This window comes from Terrimonas pollutisoli (genome assembly GCF_029360765.1).
GTDB lineage: Bacteria > Bacteroidota > Bacteroidia > Chitinophagales > Chitinophagaceae > Terrimonas_B > Terrimonas_B pollutisoli.
Map to the genome: position 1 here is coordinate 125496 of NZ_JARKNA010000003.1, position 15412 is coordinate 140907.

Below are 15412 nucleotides of genomic sequence, written 5' to 3' on the forward strand. Positions count from 1 at the left end.
TCATTCTTCGATTAAAGGAATAGAAACAGTAAAATCAGACCCGCTTTCCTTCACTTCCACTTCTTCATTACCGAGCAACCTGTACCGGTTGCGGATATTATTAAGGCCAATACCGGTTGATTCATTTACCTGGTTTTTCTTCTGAAGGTTATTGCTGACCCTGAGTTTTCCGTTTTGTGCCAGCACTTCAATCTTCAACGGCTTGTCGGATGAAACAATATTGTGTTTAATTGCATTTTCCATCAGTATTTGTAAGGACAATGGAACAATACGTTTACTAAGTTTTTCATCCGGCACGTCAATGACCACCTCAAGATTCTCACCAAATCTTGTTTGTAATAAAAAGGCGTAAGCTTTCATTACATCCAGTTCATCTTTCAGCAGGATGCTTTGTTCATCTTTTACTTCAAGTATATGGCGATAGAGCTTCGACAATTGTTTTACAAAATTGACGGCCAGTTTCGGATCTTCCGGTATCACCGAAACAAGTGTGTTTAAATTATTGAAAAGAAAATGCGGGTTGACCTGAGTTTTTAAAGAGTATAATTCCGCCTTTAAACTTTCTCTTTTGAGTTTTTCAGTTTCTTCTACCGAATGGCGGAGTTGGTGCATGAAAAATATACTTTCATACACGGCAATGATCATGATGGTACAGAAAATGGCGGCGGAATTCGAATGAATAAGGATATCCGCCGGGGTAAGCATTCCATGGTCTTTATTAAAAATATCATCAGCAAGCTGTCCTAATAGAATGTTGGTAACAACGGTAAATACAAACATCAGGGCCGATTGAAACACCAGCCTTTTCTTTACATCATTGAAATCAGGATACTTCCCGCGGCTATATATCATTATATAGCGGTTGCCTATCCATATTGCACCGGTAATGCAAAGCGTCGCGATATATTTTTCCCAGGTGAGATAAGGAGCTTTGTTGAAGCGGCAACCGAAAAACACAATAGGAATAATAAAACTTAAAAAAGGAATGCCAATCGCCATCAGCAAGCCGTCATTGAATCCTATCCTGCAATTGTGTTTTTGCATTTGGTAAAGTTACTGGAATTAGAAAGTTAGCTGGTAATTGATATTGGGGAAAAATCCGATCTGGTTGATCATTCCGATTGTTCCATCTTTTGGGTTTAGTGTACGCATATAGATATTGTCCCGGTTGGTCAGGTTTTGTAAATCAATGTACCATTTCTGGGTTGTTCTTTTGCCATTACGGTTAAAAGATAGTTTTAGGTCAAGGCGGAGATAGGAGTCATTTTGTAAACTGTAAGCCTCGTTTTCCCTGAACACAATATAGCCGGCTGACTGCGAAGCGGCCAGGTCAAACGGGGTGTAGCGTTGACCTCCGGTATAAGCAAGTTTTGTGTCAACTCCAAATGACGCTTTCTGGTTGAGCCGAAATTCTTTTCCCGCCAGCAGGTTCATTACAAAATTGCTGTTGAATACGGTACTGTGCCATATAGCATCACTACCCTTATATTTTGATTCAAAAACTGAAGTTGTTATTAAGTAATAAAATCCTTTGTCAAGAAATCGTTCCAGCGTCAGCTCCACGCCATAGTTGTAACCTTTTCCTTCGTTTACCAGGTTTGTTTTGTCGGGAAAATAAAAATCAGCACCGGCATTCAGCATACTGAAAGAAGAGGATTCTTTTTCAACTGCCGCATTATAAATATACTGCCCATAGATTTCGGCCTTGAGCCGGAGGTGTTTTGAAAAGTTGATATCATAACCCAAGACTCCGTGCAGGCTCTTTACAAAATCCAGGTCTTTATTGGTTAACTCAATTTGACCGTTATTGTTTTTCGTTTCATAAAAATAAACTTCCAGCGGCTGTGTTTGGCTATGCAAACCAGCGCCAATTGAAAATGATTGATTGGGTCGCAACTGGTATTTAAGATTCCAGCGGGGCTCAATACTTTGCGTATTATTTAAGGTAAACAGCTGGTGATATACTCCAAGATTGGAAGACAGCTTATCGGAAAAGCGGTGGGTAAAATTGATGAAACTTTTCGCCAGCATAGCGTTTTTCCTGCTGTCAAAAAATGTGATGAGCACCGAATCTCCATCGGGGATATAATCGTTTCTTAATTTCAACCGGTTAAAATCCGTGACAATTCCCGCTGTGAGTTGATTCTTTGGATTAAACTTTTTATTAAAGGTATAACCGGCTGAATATTTTAACTGCGTGTTCTTTTTATAGAAAGCAGTTTTATCCGGCTTAGGACTGTCAAAAAAATCTTCCCGGTATTTTGAATCAAAACCCGAAACAGCCAGCGTAAACTTGCCGGAACTGGTTGGATTGAAGAAGTAATGATGTGTAAAACCTGTTACACCTGTCCATGAACGAAAATTTCTTTCACGAAGGCTGCCATCGGGAGTAGAATATAGATTGTCTTCGTCGATTGCAGCAAACTTAATATGGCTTTCACCACCCAAACCAAACAAACTAAAGGTTCCTGCCTTTTTCGTTGGAATAGTTACTTTGAAATTAACATCCTGGTAATAGGGTGTTGCAGAACCTGTGCCAACATCAAGCCCCAGTTTTTGAATAGTAGCGATCATCGAATACCGGTAGTTTACCAAAAACGACGATTTGGATTGAGCGTTTAGTGGGCCCTCGGCGCCAAATTCAAATCCATTAAATCCCATCTGGCCAAGAAATTCATATTTTTCATTATTGCCATTTCGCATGCGCAGGTCGAACACACCTGCAATGGCATTTCCATACTGTGCCGGAAAGGCACTGGTAATAAAATCTGAATTTTTAAGCGTATTTGTATTCAGAATGGTGACCGGTCCTCCAGTGGAACCAAGCGTACTGTAATGATTAGGATTGGGAATGTCAATTCCCTCCATTCTCCAAAGAACGCCGGATGGCGAATTGCCGCGGATGATGATGTCGTTTCTCGCATCGTTACTTCCGCTAACCCCTGCAAAATTTTGTGCCATCCGGCTTGGGTCATTTCTTGTACCTGAGTATCGCACTGCTTCGTCCACGCTGAATTGCCTGGCACTTACTACAGCCGTTTCATTCAATGCCCTGTTCTTTTGTCTATAGGATTTAATCGTTATTTCATCCAACTTTTTAATTCTTTCTTTCAATTTTATTTCAAGCACTACTTCCTTCGAAGAAGTAACTTCTATATTTCTCATAATGGCCTCCTCATATCCTACCAGTGATATCCTTATTGTTTGCCGGCCGATGGGTACATTTTTTAATTTAAAATTGCCAAGAGAGTCTGTCATATCTCCTGCTAATCCCGGGCCATCCAGTATTACACTGACATTACTCAATGCATTTCCCGATTGTTCATCTAAAATTGTTCCTTTGATTGTTTGCCTGAATGAAATATCCTGTGCTAGCACCAGCTGCACAATAAACAACGTTAATACTGTAAGTATCGGTTTCATTTTACAAGTCTGAATTTTGATAGAAAAGGAAGAAATGGAATAAATCACCTGTTCCGGTTATTGTATAGTTCAACCGCAGTTTTCAATTGGGATAAATCACCATTCACTGTTTTCGCCTGGTCAATGGCAGCCGTGTTGCCGGCGAAACTTGCTTCAATCACTTCCGCTAAATTTTTTTTGGAAACCAGCTTTAGCGTTTTGGTTTGTTGGTTGTAGATGAAATAATCATTTGGCTTGCCCTCTGTGCCGCCGGAGATAATAGCATCACTGCCGTTATAAGTCACCTTGCCTGAAGCGTCGCTTGATTTTTGCAGGAAATTCAACTCACCTTCGGTAATGATCTTAAAAAAATCTCCTTTAATACAAATAAATTTGATGCCCTCAATTTCTGCTGCATTGAGATCAGTGCCATCATAATTTTTTTTCTTCCCGTCGGCCCCGCTGATAAACATCACCGAAGCGCTATTGCGAATATTATCTTTAATAAAACCGGAAAGAGGGGAGCCGTCTGCTAATACGATCGATCCTTTTTTAAATCCTTTGGGCGCCTCGGTCTGGGCATTGGCATGTGAAAGAATAAGGCTCACAATGCAAACAGTTAAGATGTTTACTATTCTCATGATTTTGGTTTTTTTGTCTTTGATGATTGTTTTCGGCACAATGCTAGTGGTAAGATGCGGTGCCCGCAATCAAAAAGGAGTGAGTTGAAGAAAATCAGGATTGAGTTGAAGAGAATTCAATTATAAGCAACGAAAAAACATTTGCAGTCCATTTATTTTAGCCCTTCGTTATTTATATTTAGTATCAAATTAATTTGTTATCACTTATTTATCTTATTCCATAGCAGCACTAAATGAGATGGCTTTGCTGGTTTCGTTTGAAAACAGGATTGATGAGGATATAAATAAGCAGGTAATAGCTTTGCATGAATCACTGGGGAAACAACCATTTGACGGGTTTATAGAATCTGTTCCAGCCTATGCCTCACTCGCCGTTTTTTATAATTTAATAGTTGTCAAAAAAAATTGCAAAGACAATATCACAGCATTTGAGTGGGTCAAAATGGTTGTTGAGGAATTGATTGCCGGAATAGAAAATGACGTTGTAGCCCGAGAAGCGGAGACGATCATTATTCCTGTTTATTACGAAGGGCAAGACCTCGAAAGCCTGGCTCGCCTGCATCAGCTCTCCGCAGAAGACGTAATACAAATTCATACGGAAAAAATATATCGTGTTTTTATGATCGGTTTTTTACCGGGCTTTGCTTACATGGGAAAGGTGGATGAAAGAATTGCTACGCCAAGACATGCTGTTCCGCGAATAAATGTAAAGGCGGGCAGTGTCGGTATTGCAGGTTTGCAAACAGGTATTTATCCGGTGTCATCACCGGGAGGCTGGCAATTGATCGGGCAAACACCGATAAAAATTTTTGATACCAGCAGGGAAAAACCTTGCTTATTGAAAGCGGGAGATAAAATTCAATTCACACCGATCAGTAAACAGGAGTTTGATAATTCAAATGAGTATTAAAATCACCAGGCCGGGAATATTAGCCACTTTGCAGGATCATGGCCGCAGAGGTTACCGCAGCATCGGGGTTGGAACCGGCGGAGCCATGGACTGTTTTGCGATGAGTATCGCAAACTACCTGGCGGGAAATGATGAAGATGGTGTTGTGATCGAAATCCATTTTCCGGCTCCTGAGATTGTTTTTGAAGAAGATGCAATAATTGCCATAACAGGCGCCAATTTGAAAGCAGCAGTGGATGAAATACCGGTACCCGGCTGGAGTACTTTATTGGTAAAAAAGGATTCAGTGCTGAAATTCAATCAACCTGTTTTTGGCACCCGGGCTTATCTGGCTGTGAAGGGAGGGTGGCAGGCGGAGAAATGGCTAAGCAGCTTTAGCACTCATTTAAAACTTTCGGTCGGGGGACACTACGGCAGATCATTGCAAAAGGAAGATCGGCTATTCTTTGATCCGATAATACAAAATTTTGAAGAAAGTAAAATTTTCACCACACCCGTTTCTCAACAACTGTTGGATGAAATTTACCGGCCATTAAATGAAGTTCGATGCGTGAAGGGAATAGAATATGAATTATTAGATACGGCTGGTAAGAAAAGTTTCGAAACTCGGGATTTTATGGTAACTCATCAGAGTGACAGAATGGGTTACCGGCTAAAAGGTCAGCCACTTTTGCTGAAAGAATCAATTGAACTGATCTCATCGCCGGTAGATGCAGGCACGATCCAATTATTACCCGATGGTAATTGTATCGTGTTGATGGCGGATCACCCAACCACGGGTGGCTATCCACGGGTTGGGTCGGTTATCAAAGCAGATTTGGCAAAATTGGCCCAGGCAAAACCAGGACAGGCAATTAATTTTAAGATCGTATCATTAAAGGAAGCGGAGGACCAGTATATGCAAATGAAAAGAGTAATGGAAGAGATAAAATTGGCTTGCCAGCTTCAACTTAAAAACTAGTAGAATCTTGATAGATATTAATTGTGATATGGGGGAAGGCGTGGGCAATGAGGCTCAGCTGATGCCATATATTGATTCTGCAAATATTGCCTGTGGCTATCACGCCGGTGATGCTGCGACCATGCGGGAAGTAATATTGCTTTGTCTTCAATACAACGTTCATATAGGCGCTCATCCCTCTTTTTTAGACCGGGAAAATTTTGGCCGGACGCCGATGCATTTACCCAATAGCGAAGTATATGATTTGGTTAAGGCGCAATTAAGGATCATTGATCACATTGCCCGTGATTGCGGCAGCCGGCTCTATCATGTAAAACCCCATGGCGCTTTGTATAATATGGCTGCTACCAATGCAGGGCTCGCCAACACTCTTGCGCAGGTTGTAAGGAATTTTGATCCCTCGCTGCTTTATGTCGGGCTTTCGGGATCGGTGATGATTGCCGAAGCAGAAAAGCTGGGACTTCGGACAGCTAGTGAAGTTTTTGCCGATAGAACTTATCAGCCGGATGGATCGCTTACGCCCCGCTCTCAGCCTGGTGCGCTATTAGTTGATAAGAGGAAAGTGACAGAGCAAGTGTTGAAAATGGTGAAAGAAGGGAAAGTTCGTACAACAAGTGGTGAGGAAATTTCAATACAGGCCGATACTATATGCATTCATGGCGATGGTGAGCATGCCGTTGAATTTGCAAAAGCCATCTACAACCTTCTGCATGCAAAATAAATCCTTTCTTTCCGGTCCTTTATTGGGCGCTGCTTTCCTGATGGCCACATCGGCCATTGGTCCCGGCTTTATTACACAAACAACAAAGTTTACGGAAGAACTGAAGGCAAGTTTTGGATTCGTGATTTTCACTTCCATTTTAATTGATATAGGCGCCCAGCTAAATATCTGGCGCATTATCAGCATCAGTAAATTATATGCACAGGATTTGGCGAACAAGTTGCTGCCAGGTTCAGGATATGTTTTGTCATTTTTAATTATCCTCGGCGGATTGGCTTTTAATATTGGCAATGTCGCCGGGGCTGGGTTAGGGTTGCAAGTATTAACTGGTTGTAGTGTGCAAACCGGGGCTATTGTCAGTTGTGTGATCGCTGTATTGGTATTTGTGGTAAAGGAAGCAGGAAAAGCCATTGATGCTTTTGCCAAATTGCTTGGGTTTGTAATGATTGCGCTTACTCTTTTTGTGGCTTTTCAATCCAATCCGCCAATGGGCGAGGCGGTGGTCAAAACGTTTATTCCCGACACAATTAATGAAACGATCATTCTCACTATTGTAGGTGGTACGGTGGGTGGTTATATCAGTTTCGCCGGGGCTCATTGTTTATTGGAGGCGGGAATTTATGGTAAGGAAAATTTGCGCCGTGTTTCAACCAGTGCTGTTTCAGCCATTTTAATAGCATCCCTGATGCGGCTCATTTTATTTATTGCTGCTTTAGGCATCGTTTGGCAGGGAATTACTTTGGATAAAGGGAACCCTGCTGCTACCGTATTTCAAAGCGCAGCGGGGAAAGTGGGGTATAGAATTTTTGGTTTGGTGCTATGGAGCGCCGCTATAACTTCTGTAGTAGGCTCGGCTTTTACTTCTGTCACCTTTGCGAAATTGATTCATCCTGCCATCACGAAAAATTTTAAAGCAGTTATTGTATGTTTCATTGTTTTCTCGACAGCCGTTTTCTTGTTGATTGGTCAACCGGTAAAAGTTTTGATTGCGGCGGGAGCTATTAATGGACTGATTTTGCCTTTTGCACTGGCGATAATTTTATTAGCGGCTTACAAAGGCAAGATTATAGACGACTATCGTCACCCGGTCTGGCTCGCCACGGCTGGATGGATCGTTGTGGTGACGATGGGTTATATGGGGATCAAAGCAATTGTAGGCCTGCTCAATACCAACTGATAAAGACACCGTCAGGTTTTCCCTATAAACTCTGGTTATAAGTTATAAGGAGACGGGCTGACACTTGTCCAGCCTCCATCGATAATAATGTTCTGACCGGTGATATGCCTGGCTTCCTGATGTACCAGGAATAATGCAGCGTGGGCAATATCACTTACACTTGCCGGTTTTCCCATCGGTGTTATCCTCGACCATGTTTTTATATAATCGGGATCATCTAATGTGCGTTCTGTTAATGTCGCGCCAGGTGCAATCGTATTGATGTTGATATGATAAGGCGATATTTCAATCACAAGATTTTTGGCCAGCATTTCCAATGCCGCCTTACTCATACCATAGGCAGCCAGGTTTTTATGCGCCTGGTGTGCGGTAGCCGATGACATAAATAGCAGTGATCCTCCTGTAGTTTGTCGTTTCATTTGATTGGCGGCAGCCTGTGCCAAAAAAAATGTTCCTCCAAGGTTTACCTGCATCACCCGGTAAAAGGCTTCAGGGGTGTAAGTAAAAAAATCCCCGAATAAAGTGATGCCGGCATTGGCAATTACGATGTCAAGCTGGCCCGATTCATTCACAGCCATGTTTACCATTGAAGTGATACATGCTGGCTGACTTGCATCACCTGGCAGTGGTATACATTTTCCGTTGACCTCCTGTTGAATCTGGCTGGCTGCATTTTCGGCCAATACCGGGTCAAGATCATTAAGAATGACAGTTGCCCCTTCTTTTGCCAATTGCCTGCAAATTTCAAAGCCAATTCCCTGGCCTGCGCCGGTAACAATCGCAGTTTTGTTGTTGAATCGCATGTGTCAAGTTTTCAATGTGGCTGGCCACACTACGAAGATTATGAATTATCCTGAATTAAAGTGAGTATTGTACTATGCAAGAATTGGATTGATTTGTTCAGCGATGAAGACGCACATATGTATTTAAACCCGATGGCCCTTTATGGTGCCCGTGCTTTTGGGTAAGCCCATCATCCTATGAGTTATCTATAAATGTGAAAAAAGGTCATCCTTTTGAGACGACCGCATTATTTAAGCCATTACACAAGGTTATTTTTTAGCTGGCCGTTTTGGCGTTTTCGCTTCATAATCATACATCATATCAAACTGTCCATTCTTATTCAGGCGCCAGGTATCCTGGAAATGTGTGGAATCCAGCTTCCCCTTCTTGTCAGTGAGATAAGCTGTGCTCCATATCAGGGCCCAGTCTTCGTTTTTATCAATGCTGTGCATGGGTACCCAGGCATGCACAACGGTTTTAATTTCCTTGTAGTTATCTCTTTGTTTTTGTGATACCGCAAAAAAACTGTCCCTGGTTCCGTGAAATTCCCAATTGTTGGCATAAAAATGAACGCTGTCGGCAAAGAGTGACTTGCCATCGGCTAGCTTGTTGTCATCCCATTGTTTAAAAAGGATAAGAATTTTTTCAGTGATTTTTGGATCACCTATACTAAACTGCGAGGAATATTGCGCCGTGTAAGGCAGGTTCATGGCCGGCGCCGATATGGCTGCGGTATCAGTTTTTTCTTTACTGTCGGCGGTAGTAGTTGTTTCGGTTGTTTTTGGGTTATTATTGCACGATATAAATACAAAGGCAACCATAACGCATAAAAATGCTTTTTTCATGTTGTAAAGTATTGAGTTAATGATGAGATACCTGGAGAAATGTTTACAAGAGACAGAATAAGAGACCTCTGCTGTTCCATTATTTCCAGGGGGTGTGGGTGCTGCCAAAGGATAATAAAAGGTAGGAAGAATTTTTGAGACCCAACATAAATTGTAGGCTGCAATAGCGGGGAAAGGCGGCTGCTAAAAAAGCAGCCCCGATTTTTATTTACCTGTCGCTTGCAGAACCGAAGCAAAGTCATCGGTCGGTTCATCTTTGCGCATGTCCACTAGCAACCCTTTCAGATCATTCAATTTTTGCCATTGCATTCGCTGGCATATTTCCATCCATAAGTTGAGATAATAGCTGTTGGCCCGGCATTCTTTTTCCTGGTGAAACAAAGATTCCTTGGTAAGACCGATCAGTTCGATATCGGTATAAAAGGGTATGAAGCTCTCAAGCATCCAGGATGCATCTTTACGATTGTCAAGGTATTGTTTGTGCAGCACCTTGTGCACCTGGACCATATTATAAAAGCTCAGGACCTTCTTTGCCAGCAAATCATCTTGCTGAAAATAATCCATCAGCAGGTTGTTGCAATAAATAGAAAGCGGTGCCGGTACATTGGGATTCAGTATGAGGTCTGCGGCATGAAAAATATTGTTGTGCAACAAAAAGCGGCCGGGCGAGCAATCCAAAATGCAAACATCATAATCATCCTCCACTTCTTTCAGCGTAATCCGGATGAGTTCGTTGTTGCCAAAATTTACTGTGGTCATCCGGGAAGCATGGTTCATAAACTGGTCGGAGAACAGGGCATCGTTACTGATGACATCAATCTGGTAACTTTCGGTGGAATGAATAACATCGTAGATGGTGATATACCGGTCGAATAAGCGGCTATGGGTATTATTGTTGTGATTTTGCCGGTTGAAGAAGAAACTGCTGCCACCCTGCGGATCGAGGTCCCAAAGTAAAACACTCAAACCACTCTTAGCCAGGAAGCAGGCCAGGTTTACGGATGTGGTGGTTTTTCCAACGCCTCCCTTGATATTGTATACGGCGATTTTTTTCAACACCTGAATGTAATGCCGAAAACGAAATATCCAAAAACAATCCGTTAATTCTTGTTCAGTTTTGGGTTGATTTGGTAATTATGATACGTAAAAAAACTTCGGCCTATCGGAAGGGTTCGTGAGAAAGTACAAGATTTGCTTTCAAAGATTTCAATCACCCAATATCAGGGCCCCAATAACTGTTTCCCTTGCACACACGTATCCCGTCTAAATATCGATGGTTGTAATCAGGAATTCAATACAGCAATCGATGAAAAAGATTAATCGTTTAATTGACAAAGCGGGTTGTGGGTTGCTGGTTTTTTCTCTTCTTCTTTTCTCAGCTTGTTCACCCGATTTTGACACGGGACCTGATTTTGGTCAGGGTGGTTGTCTCGGATGCGGCGGAAGTTTTTCCAATACTATTTACATCATGGGTCACGGGTTCGCACCGGATTCAATGGCTGTTCAGAAAGGGCAGATGGTGACATGGCACAATACCGATACCATTCCGCATAGCATAATTTGTACAGATTTTTCGGGGCCTTTATTGCGGATCTGCCAGCAGGTGGTGAGTATAGGTATACGGCATACAACCTGGGTCATTTCCGGTATCGTTGTGATAAACACGGCGAGTCAGGAGAACTGAAAGTTATTCCATAAAATAGAGGCCACACTGAGAAAGTGCAGATAATTGTACTTATTATCGGGCTTTTTATGCCTTACTGATGTTGAGATTTAAGGCAAAGAAAATACCGGCTTCGTATGCTGTTTTTTTGAATATGACGAGGGTGGACCATTTAGTTCCAAAGTGGAAGTCCCTGAGGTAGAAATACCTGGTTTACCTACCTTTGCCGCCCATTAAAAACTGTAATATGAAGCTGGAAGAAATATTGCTGCAACGCAGTGAAGAAAAGTGTGAGCTGTGTAAATCAGCGGACAACATTCAACTATACGAAGTATTGCCGCAAACAGGGAGAAATGAAGATAATTGTATCATGATCTGTAATGATTGCCGGCTGCAGATCGATAAAAAAGCCGAATTGGACAGCAGCCACTGGAATGGGTTATCCGAAACCATGTGGAGTGAGGTACCGGGGATACAAGTGGTATCATGGCGCATGCTCAACCGCTTGCGGCATGAAAGCTGGGCGATGGATAACCTGGATATGCTATACCTGGATGATGAACGCCTGGCCTGGGCCAAGGCCAGTGGCGATCATGAGAACGATGCAAGCGTCGACCTGCATAAAGATTGCAACGGCCAGGTTTTGCAAAACGGCGACTCCGTTGTATTGACCAAATCACTGGATGTAAAAGGTTCTACGCTGAATGCAAAAATGGGAACCGTGGTAAAAAATATCCGGATCGTGGAAGATAATACTGAACAAATAGAAGGCAAGATCGAGGGACAGCTGATTGTAATACTTACGAAATATGTAAGGAAACAAAGTAATTAAAAAGGCGCTATAGCCCGCTAATATTGATTATTAAATTACTTAAAAATAATTGCCGGTGCAAGAAAGCGCCGGCACTTTTTTTGTTTCTACTTTAAATAAAAAGTTTAACCATTTTTTTATAACTTGGGGCAGCAATCCGGCGTTTTTTATCGTCAATTATAGTATAAAGCTTTCATTCCTTTATTTTGGTTCTTCCGGAGTGGCCACTCACAAAACCAATAAGGCAACAATAGCTACGCAAAGAAGAAGGAATAAAACGGTAATAGTGATTCATAGGTTTTACTGGTTGCCTTAACAGAACAGAATAATTCAACGAAGTTTATTGACCGGATATGTATGATTAACCGGGGTTCTCAACAATTATTGAAAATTTAAAAAACTTCAACAATGAAAACATTATTTGGCTTCGGCTCCGGAACAGGGTTGCGTTCACCTGAGTCCACAACATCCAAGCCCATTACAACCAGCGCTTTTTCACAACCACATGTCCTGAGACGTAAGATGGAGGAAGAAAAAATGACGCATGCTGAAACAGTAACGGCAAACATTTCACCTGTACGCCTTGAAAGTCATCCCGGTAAGATGGTGATGTATTTCTGCCCGATGAAGACCATTGAGGTTATTGAAAAAATAGCAGCCGGTGACGGTGGTAGTTTGCCGGCAGATGTCAAGGTAGAAGGCATGACAGTTCCTGCCAGCTATGAAGCAGGATTATATACATTGAAAAATGTGGTGCTTAGCTCCAACGGGACCATGCAGGTAATCGCTACAACAAATACAGTATTGGAAAAATATGCGGTAGAGGTTGTTGCGTGATCTGCAGCTGTGTTTAAACTAAAAGACACTGTCCTGCATATTATTATGTTGATGGTATGCGGGACAGTTTATAAGATTTGTTGTCGTCACAAAACGTAGAATAGCTTACAAGAAAGAGTTGGGACGACAAATAGAGATTCATCGTGTGAGAAAAACTATCGTTCTTCCTTCTCCCGCCATTCATGTAATAGTTCCATTCTCGTTGATCGCCGGTCTTCCAGACAAAATACATCCCACCGAAATTCTTCTGACTCTTTACACGGATCAGGCATCATCTTTGGAACAAGACCCAAAAAAACTTTATGGAGAATAATTTCCTGGCTAATTTATATGCCCGCGAATTACAGGCAGAGTACACCGCCACAAAAAAGTGCCTGGAAAAAATACCGGAGAGTATCTATCATTTCAAGCCACATCCCAAATCGATGGAACTAGGCTACCTGGCACTGCTGGTGGCAGAAATACCTTTGTGGATCGTGCATATAATTAAAGAAGGAGTAATAGACTTCGCGACGTACAAACGATTCCAATTATCCACAGGGGAGGCGCTACTGAAACATTATGAAGATAGTTTCAAAAGCGCTGTGCAGGCCTTGCAACAAATAACAGATGATAAACTGGAAGATCAATTTGTCTTACAAAACAACGGGCAACAACTGATGTCAACTTCTAAAAAAGAATCCATTGGTTCCTCGATCAATCACTGGGTGCACCATCGCGGTCAGCTTACAGTTTATATGCGGTTGAATGATATTCCTGTACCGTCTATTTATGGGCCATCAGCAGATGAGGGGACGTTCTGATAAAGTTTGCTTAACAGAACACCCTGGTTGGATATTGTTATTGACCGTCCCAATTGCATCTGCCATTAAGATTTTGATTTCTTAGTGAGATTCTTTGTTGTCTTGTTTGTGTCTAAACACATATTTATCTTTCGTTTTCAACAGGTGCAAACTTACAGAGCCATCCCGCGAAGGCGAGGGAATGCAATCCATACTTTCGAATTGAACAAAATAACCGGTATCCGTTTTTTCAAAGGATTGAAGCCGCAGGTAGTTTGGCAGTTCGGCAACCGTGTCGGTTTTTATGAAAGAGCATATGGTGGAATCCGGAAGTATCTTAAACCGGAAGCTATCTACAGCAGATGGAAGCTTGGATAGAGGGAACAAAGTTGTCGTTAGAAAGATTGAATCATTAAAGCTGCTTTTCCTCTTGATGCCATCCATCTCGGGAAAAGGTTCAACGAGTACTGTTTTTAAGGCTAATTCGATTACCTGGGTTGTGTCAGCTGTTGATGAGGTTTGCTTACTGCTTTTGTCAGCACAGGCTGTTAAAATAAGCAGAAGGATAAGTACAGGACGCATACGCTTTGCTTATGATGAGAGGCAAAAGTAAGGGCTTTTGAATGAGTGCCATATTATCTTCTTTTTTTGTGAGCGTTAATAAAGTTCATTTAATTGGTGCCTGGAATACCTACCCTGGCACCACAGTCGAGTCCACGTTTCGCACAGACCCCCAGGAATAAGAAACTCAATGTGAAGAAAAATTAACTTCCCTTTTTACAGGCATTCGCCGGGGATTATTAATTTACAAGAGTCAAAGCGTTCTTTCATGTTCTCTCCCCGGCTTTTTTAATTCAATCATACTGCTTGGAACCCTGCAGGGTTTTATTGTTTGTTGCCTGCTCTTTTATTCAAACACAAACAAACTTCCCGATCGTTTATTGGCTAAGCTGATCTTCCTGATGTCTCTTGCGAGCCTGAATCTGTACCTGAATGAGATTGGGGTCACTAACCTGAATGGATTAACTTCTACCCTTAGTGCATTGATCCCAATGGTGATCGTTATGCCGATGGGTCCGCTGGTATATTTTTACATCCGGTCTTCGCTTGACCCGGAATTTAAAATGACAAAAAAACACCGGCGTCATTTCCTGCCCACCATCATTGACCTTGTTCCTTCATTAACAGGTATCATTTTTTTTGCAGGGGTTATGCAGGAGTGATCAGGCCCAACCCAAAGCCCTGGGGTGTTTTTATTGATGACTATAATGTGTACGCCGATATTCCCCGTTGGATGTCCATCACGTTTTATTTGTGGTTATCAGCCAGGTATCTTTCTGATTTACGGACAAAAATTGGTAAGCCTTACTTTTCCCAAAAGCTTTGTAATGGCATGGGGAGTTACCTGGTTCAATGTATGGTCTGAATCCTGCGCTGTAAATCTTTTTAAAAGCCTGCCAACAATTAATTGCCCTGTCTATTTTTTTGCAGGCGAAAAAGATTATCAAATCAATTATTCCATTACACAGGAGTATTTTAGTAAAGTATCAGCGCCCAAAAAGGATATGTACCTGCTTGCCGGCAGCGGTCATACATTGCCTGAAACAGATCCCGCCTTGTTCCAGGATATTATCATTGATAAAATATTGCCGGAAACAATTAAACCCTGATTAAGGCGTATGTATTCGCAGGATCTGAGCCGGCCGTTTTATCTCACTTTCTATCCTGTGCCTGTGCCAAATCCCTTTAGCCAAAGTTTGAACAAAGACCTGATGCTATCGGATTTTGCATCGCTGTTTATTCAATACTTTATAAATTAAGTTGGAAGGGTTTTCTGATGATGAAACTACCCGCCTATTTATTCCGGGTTAAATGTTGA

At 42.0% G+C, this 15412-nt stretch carries 17 protein-coding genes; 10 read left to right on the forward strand and 7 right to left on the reverse strand.

Translation table 11 applies throughout. The features are described 5' to 3' along the window. From P2W73_RS07075 to P2W73_RS07085, 3 genes are read right to left on the reverse strand one after another with little or no spacing between them, the layout of a single operon-like run. Entirely contained in the window at positions 1-1044 is a 1044-nt protein-coding gene (locus P2W73_RS07075) for a sensor histidine kinase (protein WP_276501304.1), read from the reverse strand. A gap of 18 nt (positions 1045-1062) precedes the next feature. Further along, the gene (locus P2W73_RS07080) at positions 1063-3423 is read right to left on the reverse strand and encodes a TonB-dependent receptor (RefSeq protein WP_276501305.1); all 2361 of its coding nucleotides are present in this window, start codon (positions 3421-3423) and stop codon (positions 1063-1065) included. 44 nt (positions 3424-3467) lie between these two features. Beyond that, positions 3468-4043: a hypothetical protein gene (locus P2W73_RS07085; protein WP_276501306.1), complete on the reverse strand. Its 576-nt coding sequence runs from the start codon at positions 4041-4043 to the stop codon at positions 3468-3470. 220 nt (positions 4044-4263) lie between these two features. Between P2W73_RS07085 and pxpB the strand changes: the two genes are divergently transcribed. The 4 genes from pxpB to P2W73_RS07105 are packed head-to-tail and all read left to right on the forward strand — an operon-like array spanning position 4264 to position 7812. Then, a complete protein-coding gene (gene pxpB / locus P2W73_RS07090; RefSeq protein WP_276501635.1) occupies positions 4264-4953 on the forward strand; it encodes a 5-oxoprolinase subunit PxpB in 690 nt (229 codons plus the stop codon). Then, on the forward strand, positions 4943-5914 hold the full coding sequence (locus P2W73_RS07095; RefSeq protein ID WP_276501307.1) for a 5-oxoprolinase subunit C family protein: 972 nt from the start codon (positions 4943-4945) through the stop codon (positions 5912-5914). The genes pxpB and P2W73_RS07095 overlap by 11 nt, the downstream gene beginning before the upstream one ends. A gap of 7 nt (positions 5915-5921) precedes the next feature. Continuing rightward, positions 5922-6635, forward strand: coding sequence for a 5-oxoprolinase subunit PxpA (locus P2W73_RS07100; protein ID WP_276501308.1), 714 nt, complete (start codon positions 5922-5924; stop codon positions 6633-6635). Then, positions 6625-7812, forward strand: a complete 1188-nt coding sequence (locus tag P2W73_RS07105) for an NRAMP family divalent metal transporter (protein ID WP_276501309.1) — start codon at positions 6625-6627, stop codon at positions 7810-7812. The genes P2W73_RS07100 and P2W73_RS07105 overlap by 11 nt, the downstream gene beginning before the upstream one ends. A 35-nt stretch (positions 7813-7847) precedes the next feature. Here the strand turns inward: P2W73_RS07105 and P2W73_RS07110 are convergent, their stop codons facing one another. The 3 genes from P2W73_RS07110 to P2W73_RS07120 form a co-directional block, all read right to left on the reverse strand. Next, entirely contained in the window at positions 7848-8615 is a 768-nt protein-coding gene (locus P2W73_RS07110) for an SDR family NAD(P)-dependent oxidoreductase (protein ID WP_276501310.1), read from the reverse strand. A 249-nt stretch (positions 8616-8864) separates the two neighbouring features. Then, the gene (locus P2W73_RS07115; RefSeq protein ID WP_276501311.1) at positions 8865-9440 is read right to left on the reverse strand and encodes a hypothetical protein; all 576 of its coding nucleotides are present in this window, start codon (positions 9438-9440) and stop codon (positions 8865-8867) included. A gap of 204 nt (positions 9441-9644) precedes the next feature. Then, complete coding sequence (locus P2W73_RS07120) at positions 9645-10496, reverse strand: ParA family protein (RefSeq protein WP_276501312.1); 852 nt, start codon at positions 10494-10496, stop codon at positions 9645-9647. Between the two features lie 250 nt (positions 10497-10746). On the opposite strand from P2W73_RS07120, the gene P2W73_RS07125 reads away from it, so the two are divergent. The 4 genes from P2W73_RS07125 to P2W73_RS07140 all read left to right on the forward strand — a co-directional run bounded on the left by P2W73_RS07125 (position 10747) and on the right by P2W73_RS07140 (position 13554). After that, the gene (locus P2W73_RS07125; RefSeq protein WP_276501313.1) at positions 10747-11124 is read left to right on the forward strand and encodes a cupredoxin domain-containing protein; all 378 of its coding nucleotides are present in this window, start codon (positions 10747-10749) and stop codon (positions 11122-11124) included. Between the two features lie 226 nt (positions 11125-11350). After that, the gene (locus P2W73_RS07130; RefSeq protein ID WP_276501314.1) at positions 11351-11935 is read left to right on the forward strand and encodes a PhnA domain-containing protein; all 585 of its coding nucleotides are present in this window, start codon (positions 11351-11353) and stop codon (positions 11933-11935) included. A 387-nt stretch (positions 11936-12322) separates the two neighbouring features. Beyond that, positions 12323-12751: a hypothetical protein gene (locus tag P2W73_RS07135; RefSeq protein ID WP_276501315.1), complete on the forward strand. Its 429-nt coding sequence runs from the start codon at positions 12323-12325 to the stop codon at positions 12749-12751. A 302-nt stretch (positions 12752-13053) separates the two neighbouring features. Continuing rightward, positions 13054-13554, forward strand: a complete 501-nt coding sequence (locus P2W73_RS07140) for a DinB family protein (protein ID WP_276501316.1) — start codon at positions 13054-13056, stop codon at positions 13552-13554. A gap of 81 nt (positions 13555-13635) precedes the next feature. On the opposite strand, the gene P2W73_RS07145 is transcribed toward P2W73_RS07140, so the two are convergent. Then, positions 13636-14115, reverse strand: coding sequence for a hypothetical protein (locus P2W73_RS07145; RefSeq protein ID WP_276501317.1), 480 nt, complete (start codon positions 14113-14115; stop codon positions 13636-13638). Between the two features lie 359 nt (positions 14116-14474). Between P2W73_RS07145 and P2W73_RS07150 the strand changes: the two genes are divergently transcribed. Further along, the gene (locus P2W73_RS07150; RefSeq protein ID WP_276501318.1) at positions 14475-14756 is read left to right on the forward strand and encodes a hypothetical protein; all 282 of its coding nucleotides are present in this window, start codon (positions 14475-14477) and stop codon (positions 14754-14756) included. Positions 14757-14921: 165 nt separating this feature from the next. Then, positions 14922-15203 carry an alpha/beta fold hydrolase gene (locus P2W73_RS07155; RefSeq protein WP_276501319.1) on the forward strand — a complete coding sequence of 94 codons (282 nt, stop codon included), beginning with the start codon at positions 14922-14924 and terminating at the stop codon, positions 15201-15203. Positions 15204-15412: the final 209 nt, after the last annotated feature.

Excerpts from the sequence above, each read along its gene's own strand:
- P2W73_RS07075 (WP_276501304.1), bottom strand. The coding sequence starts at position 1,044 with ATGCAAAAACACAATTGCAGGATAGGATTCAATGACGGCTTGCTGATG.
- P2W73_RS07080 (WP_276501305.1), bottom strand. The coding sequence starts at position 3,423 with ATGAAACCGATACTTACAGTATTAACGTTGTTTATTGTGCAGCTGGTG.
- P2W73_RS07085 (WP_276501306.1), bottom strand. The coding sequence starts at position 4,043 with ATGAGAATAGTAAACATCTTAACTGTTTGCATTGTGAGCCTTATTCTT.
- P2W73_RS07095 (WP_276501307.1), top strand. The coding sequence starts at position 4,943 with ATGAGTATTAAAATCACCAGGCCGGGAATATTAGCCACTTTGCAGGAT.
- P2W73_RS07105 (WP_276501309.1), top strand. The coding sequence starts at position 6,625 with ATGCAAAATAAATCCTTTCTTTCCGGTCCTTTATTGGGCGCTGCTTTC.
- P2W73_RS07110 (WP_276501310.1), bottom strand. The coding sequence starts at position 8,615 with ATGCGATTCAACAACAAAACTGCGATTGTTACCGGCGCAGGCCAGGGA.
- P2W73_RS07115 (WP_276501311.1), bottom strand. The coding sequence starts at position 9,440 with ATGAAAAAAGCATTTTTATGCGTTATGGTTGCCTTTGTATTTATATCG.
- P2W73_RS07125 (WP_276501313.1), top strand. The coding sequence starts at position 10,747 with ATGAAAAAGATTAATCGTTTAATTGACAAAGCGGGTTGTGGGTTGCTG.
- P2W73_RS07130 (WP_276501314.1), top strand. The coding sequence starts at position 11,351 with ATGAAGCTGGAAGAAATATTGCTGCAACGCAGTGAAGAAAAGTGTGAG.
- P2W73_RS07135 (WP_276501315.1), top strand. The coding sequence starts at position 12,323 with ATGAAAACATTATTTGGCTTCGGCTCCGGAACAGGGTTGCGTTCACCT.
- P2W73_RS07140 (WP_276501316.1), top strand. The coding sequence starts at position 13,054 with ATGGAGAATAATTTCCTGGCTAATTTATATGCCCGCGAATTACAGGCA.
- P2W73_RS07145 (WP_276501317.1), bottom strand. The coding sequence starts at position 14,115 with ATGCGTCCTGTACTTATCCTTCTGCTTATTTTAACAGCCTGTGCTGAC.
- P2W73_RS07155 (WP_276501319.1), top strand. The coding sequence starts at position 14,922 with ATGGCATGGGGAGTTACCTGGTTCAATGTATGGTCTGAATCCTGCGCT.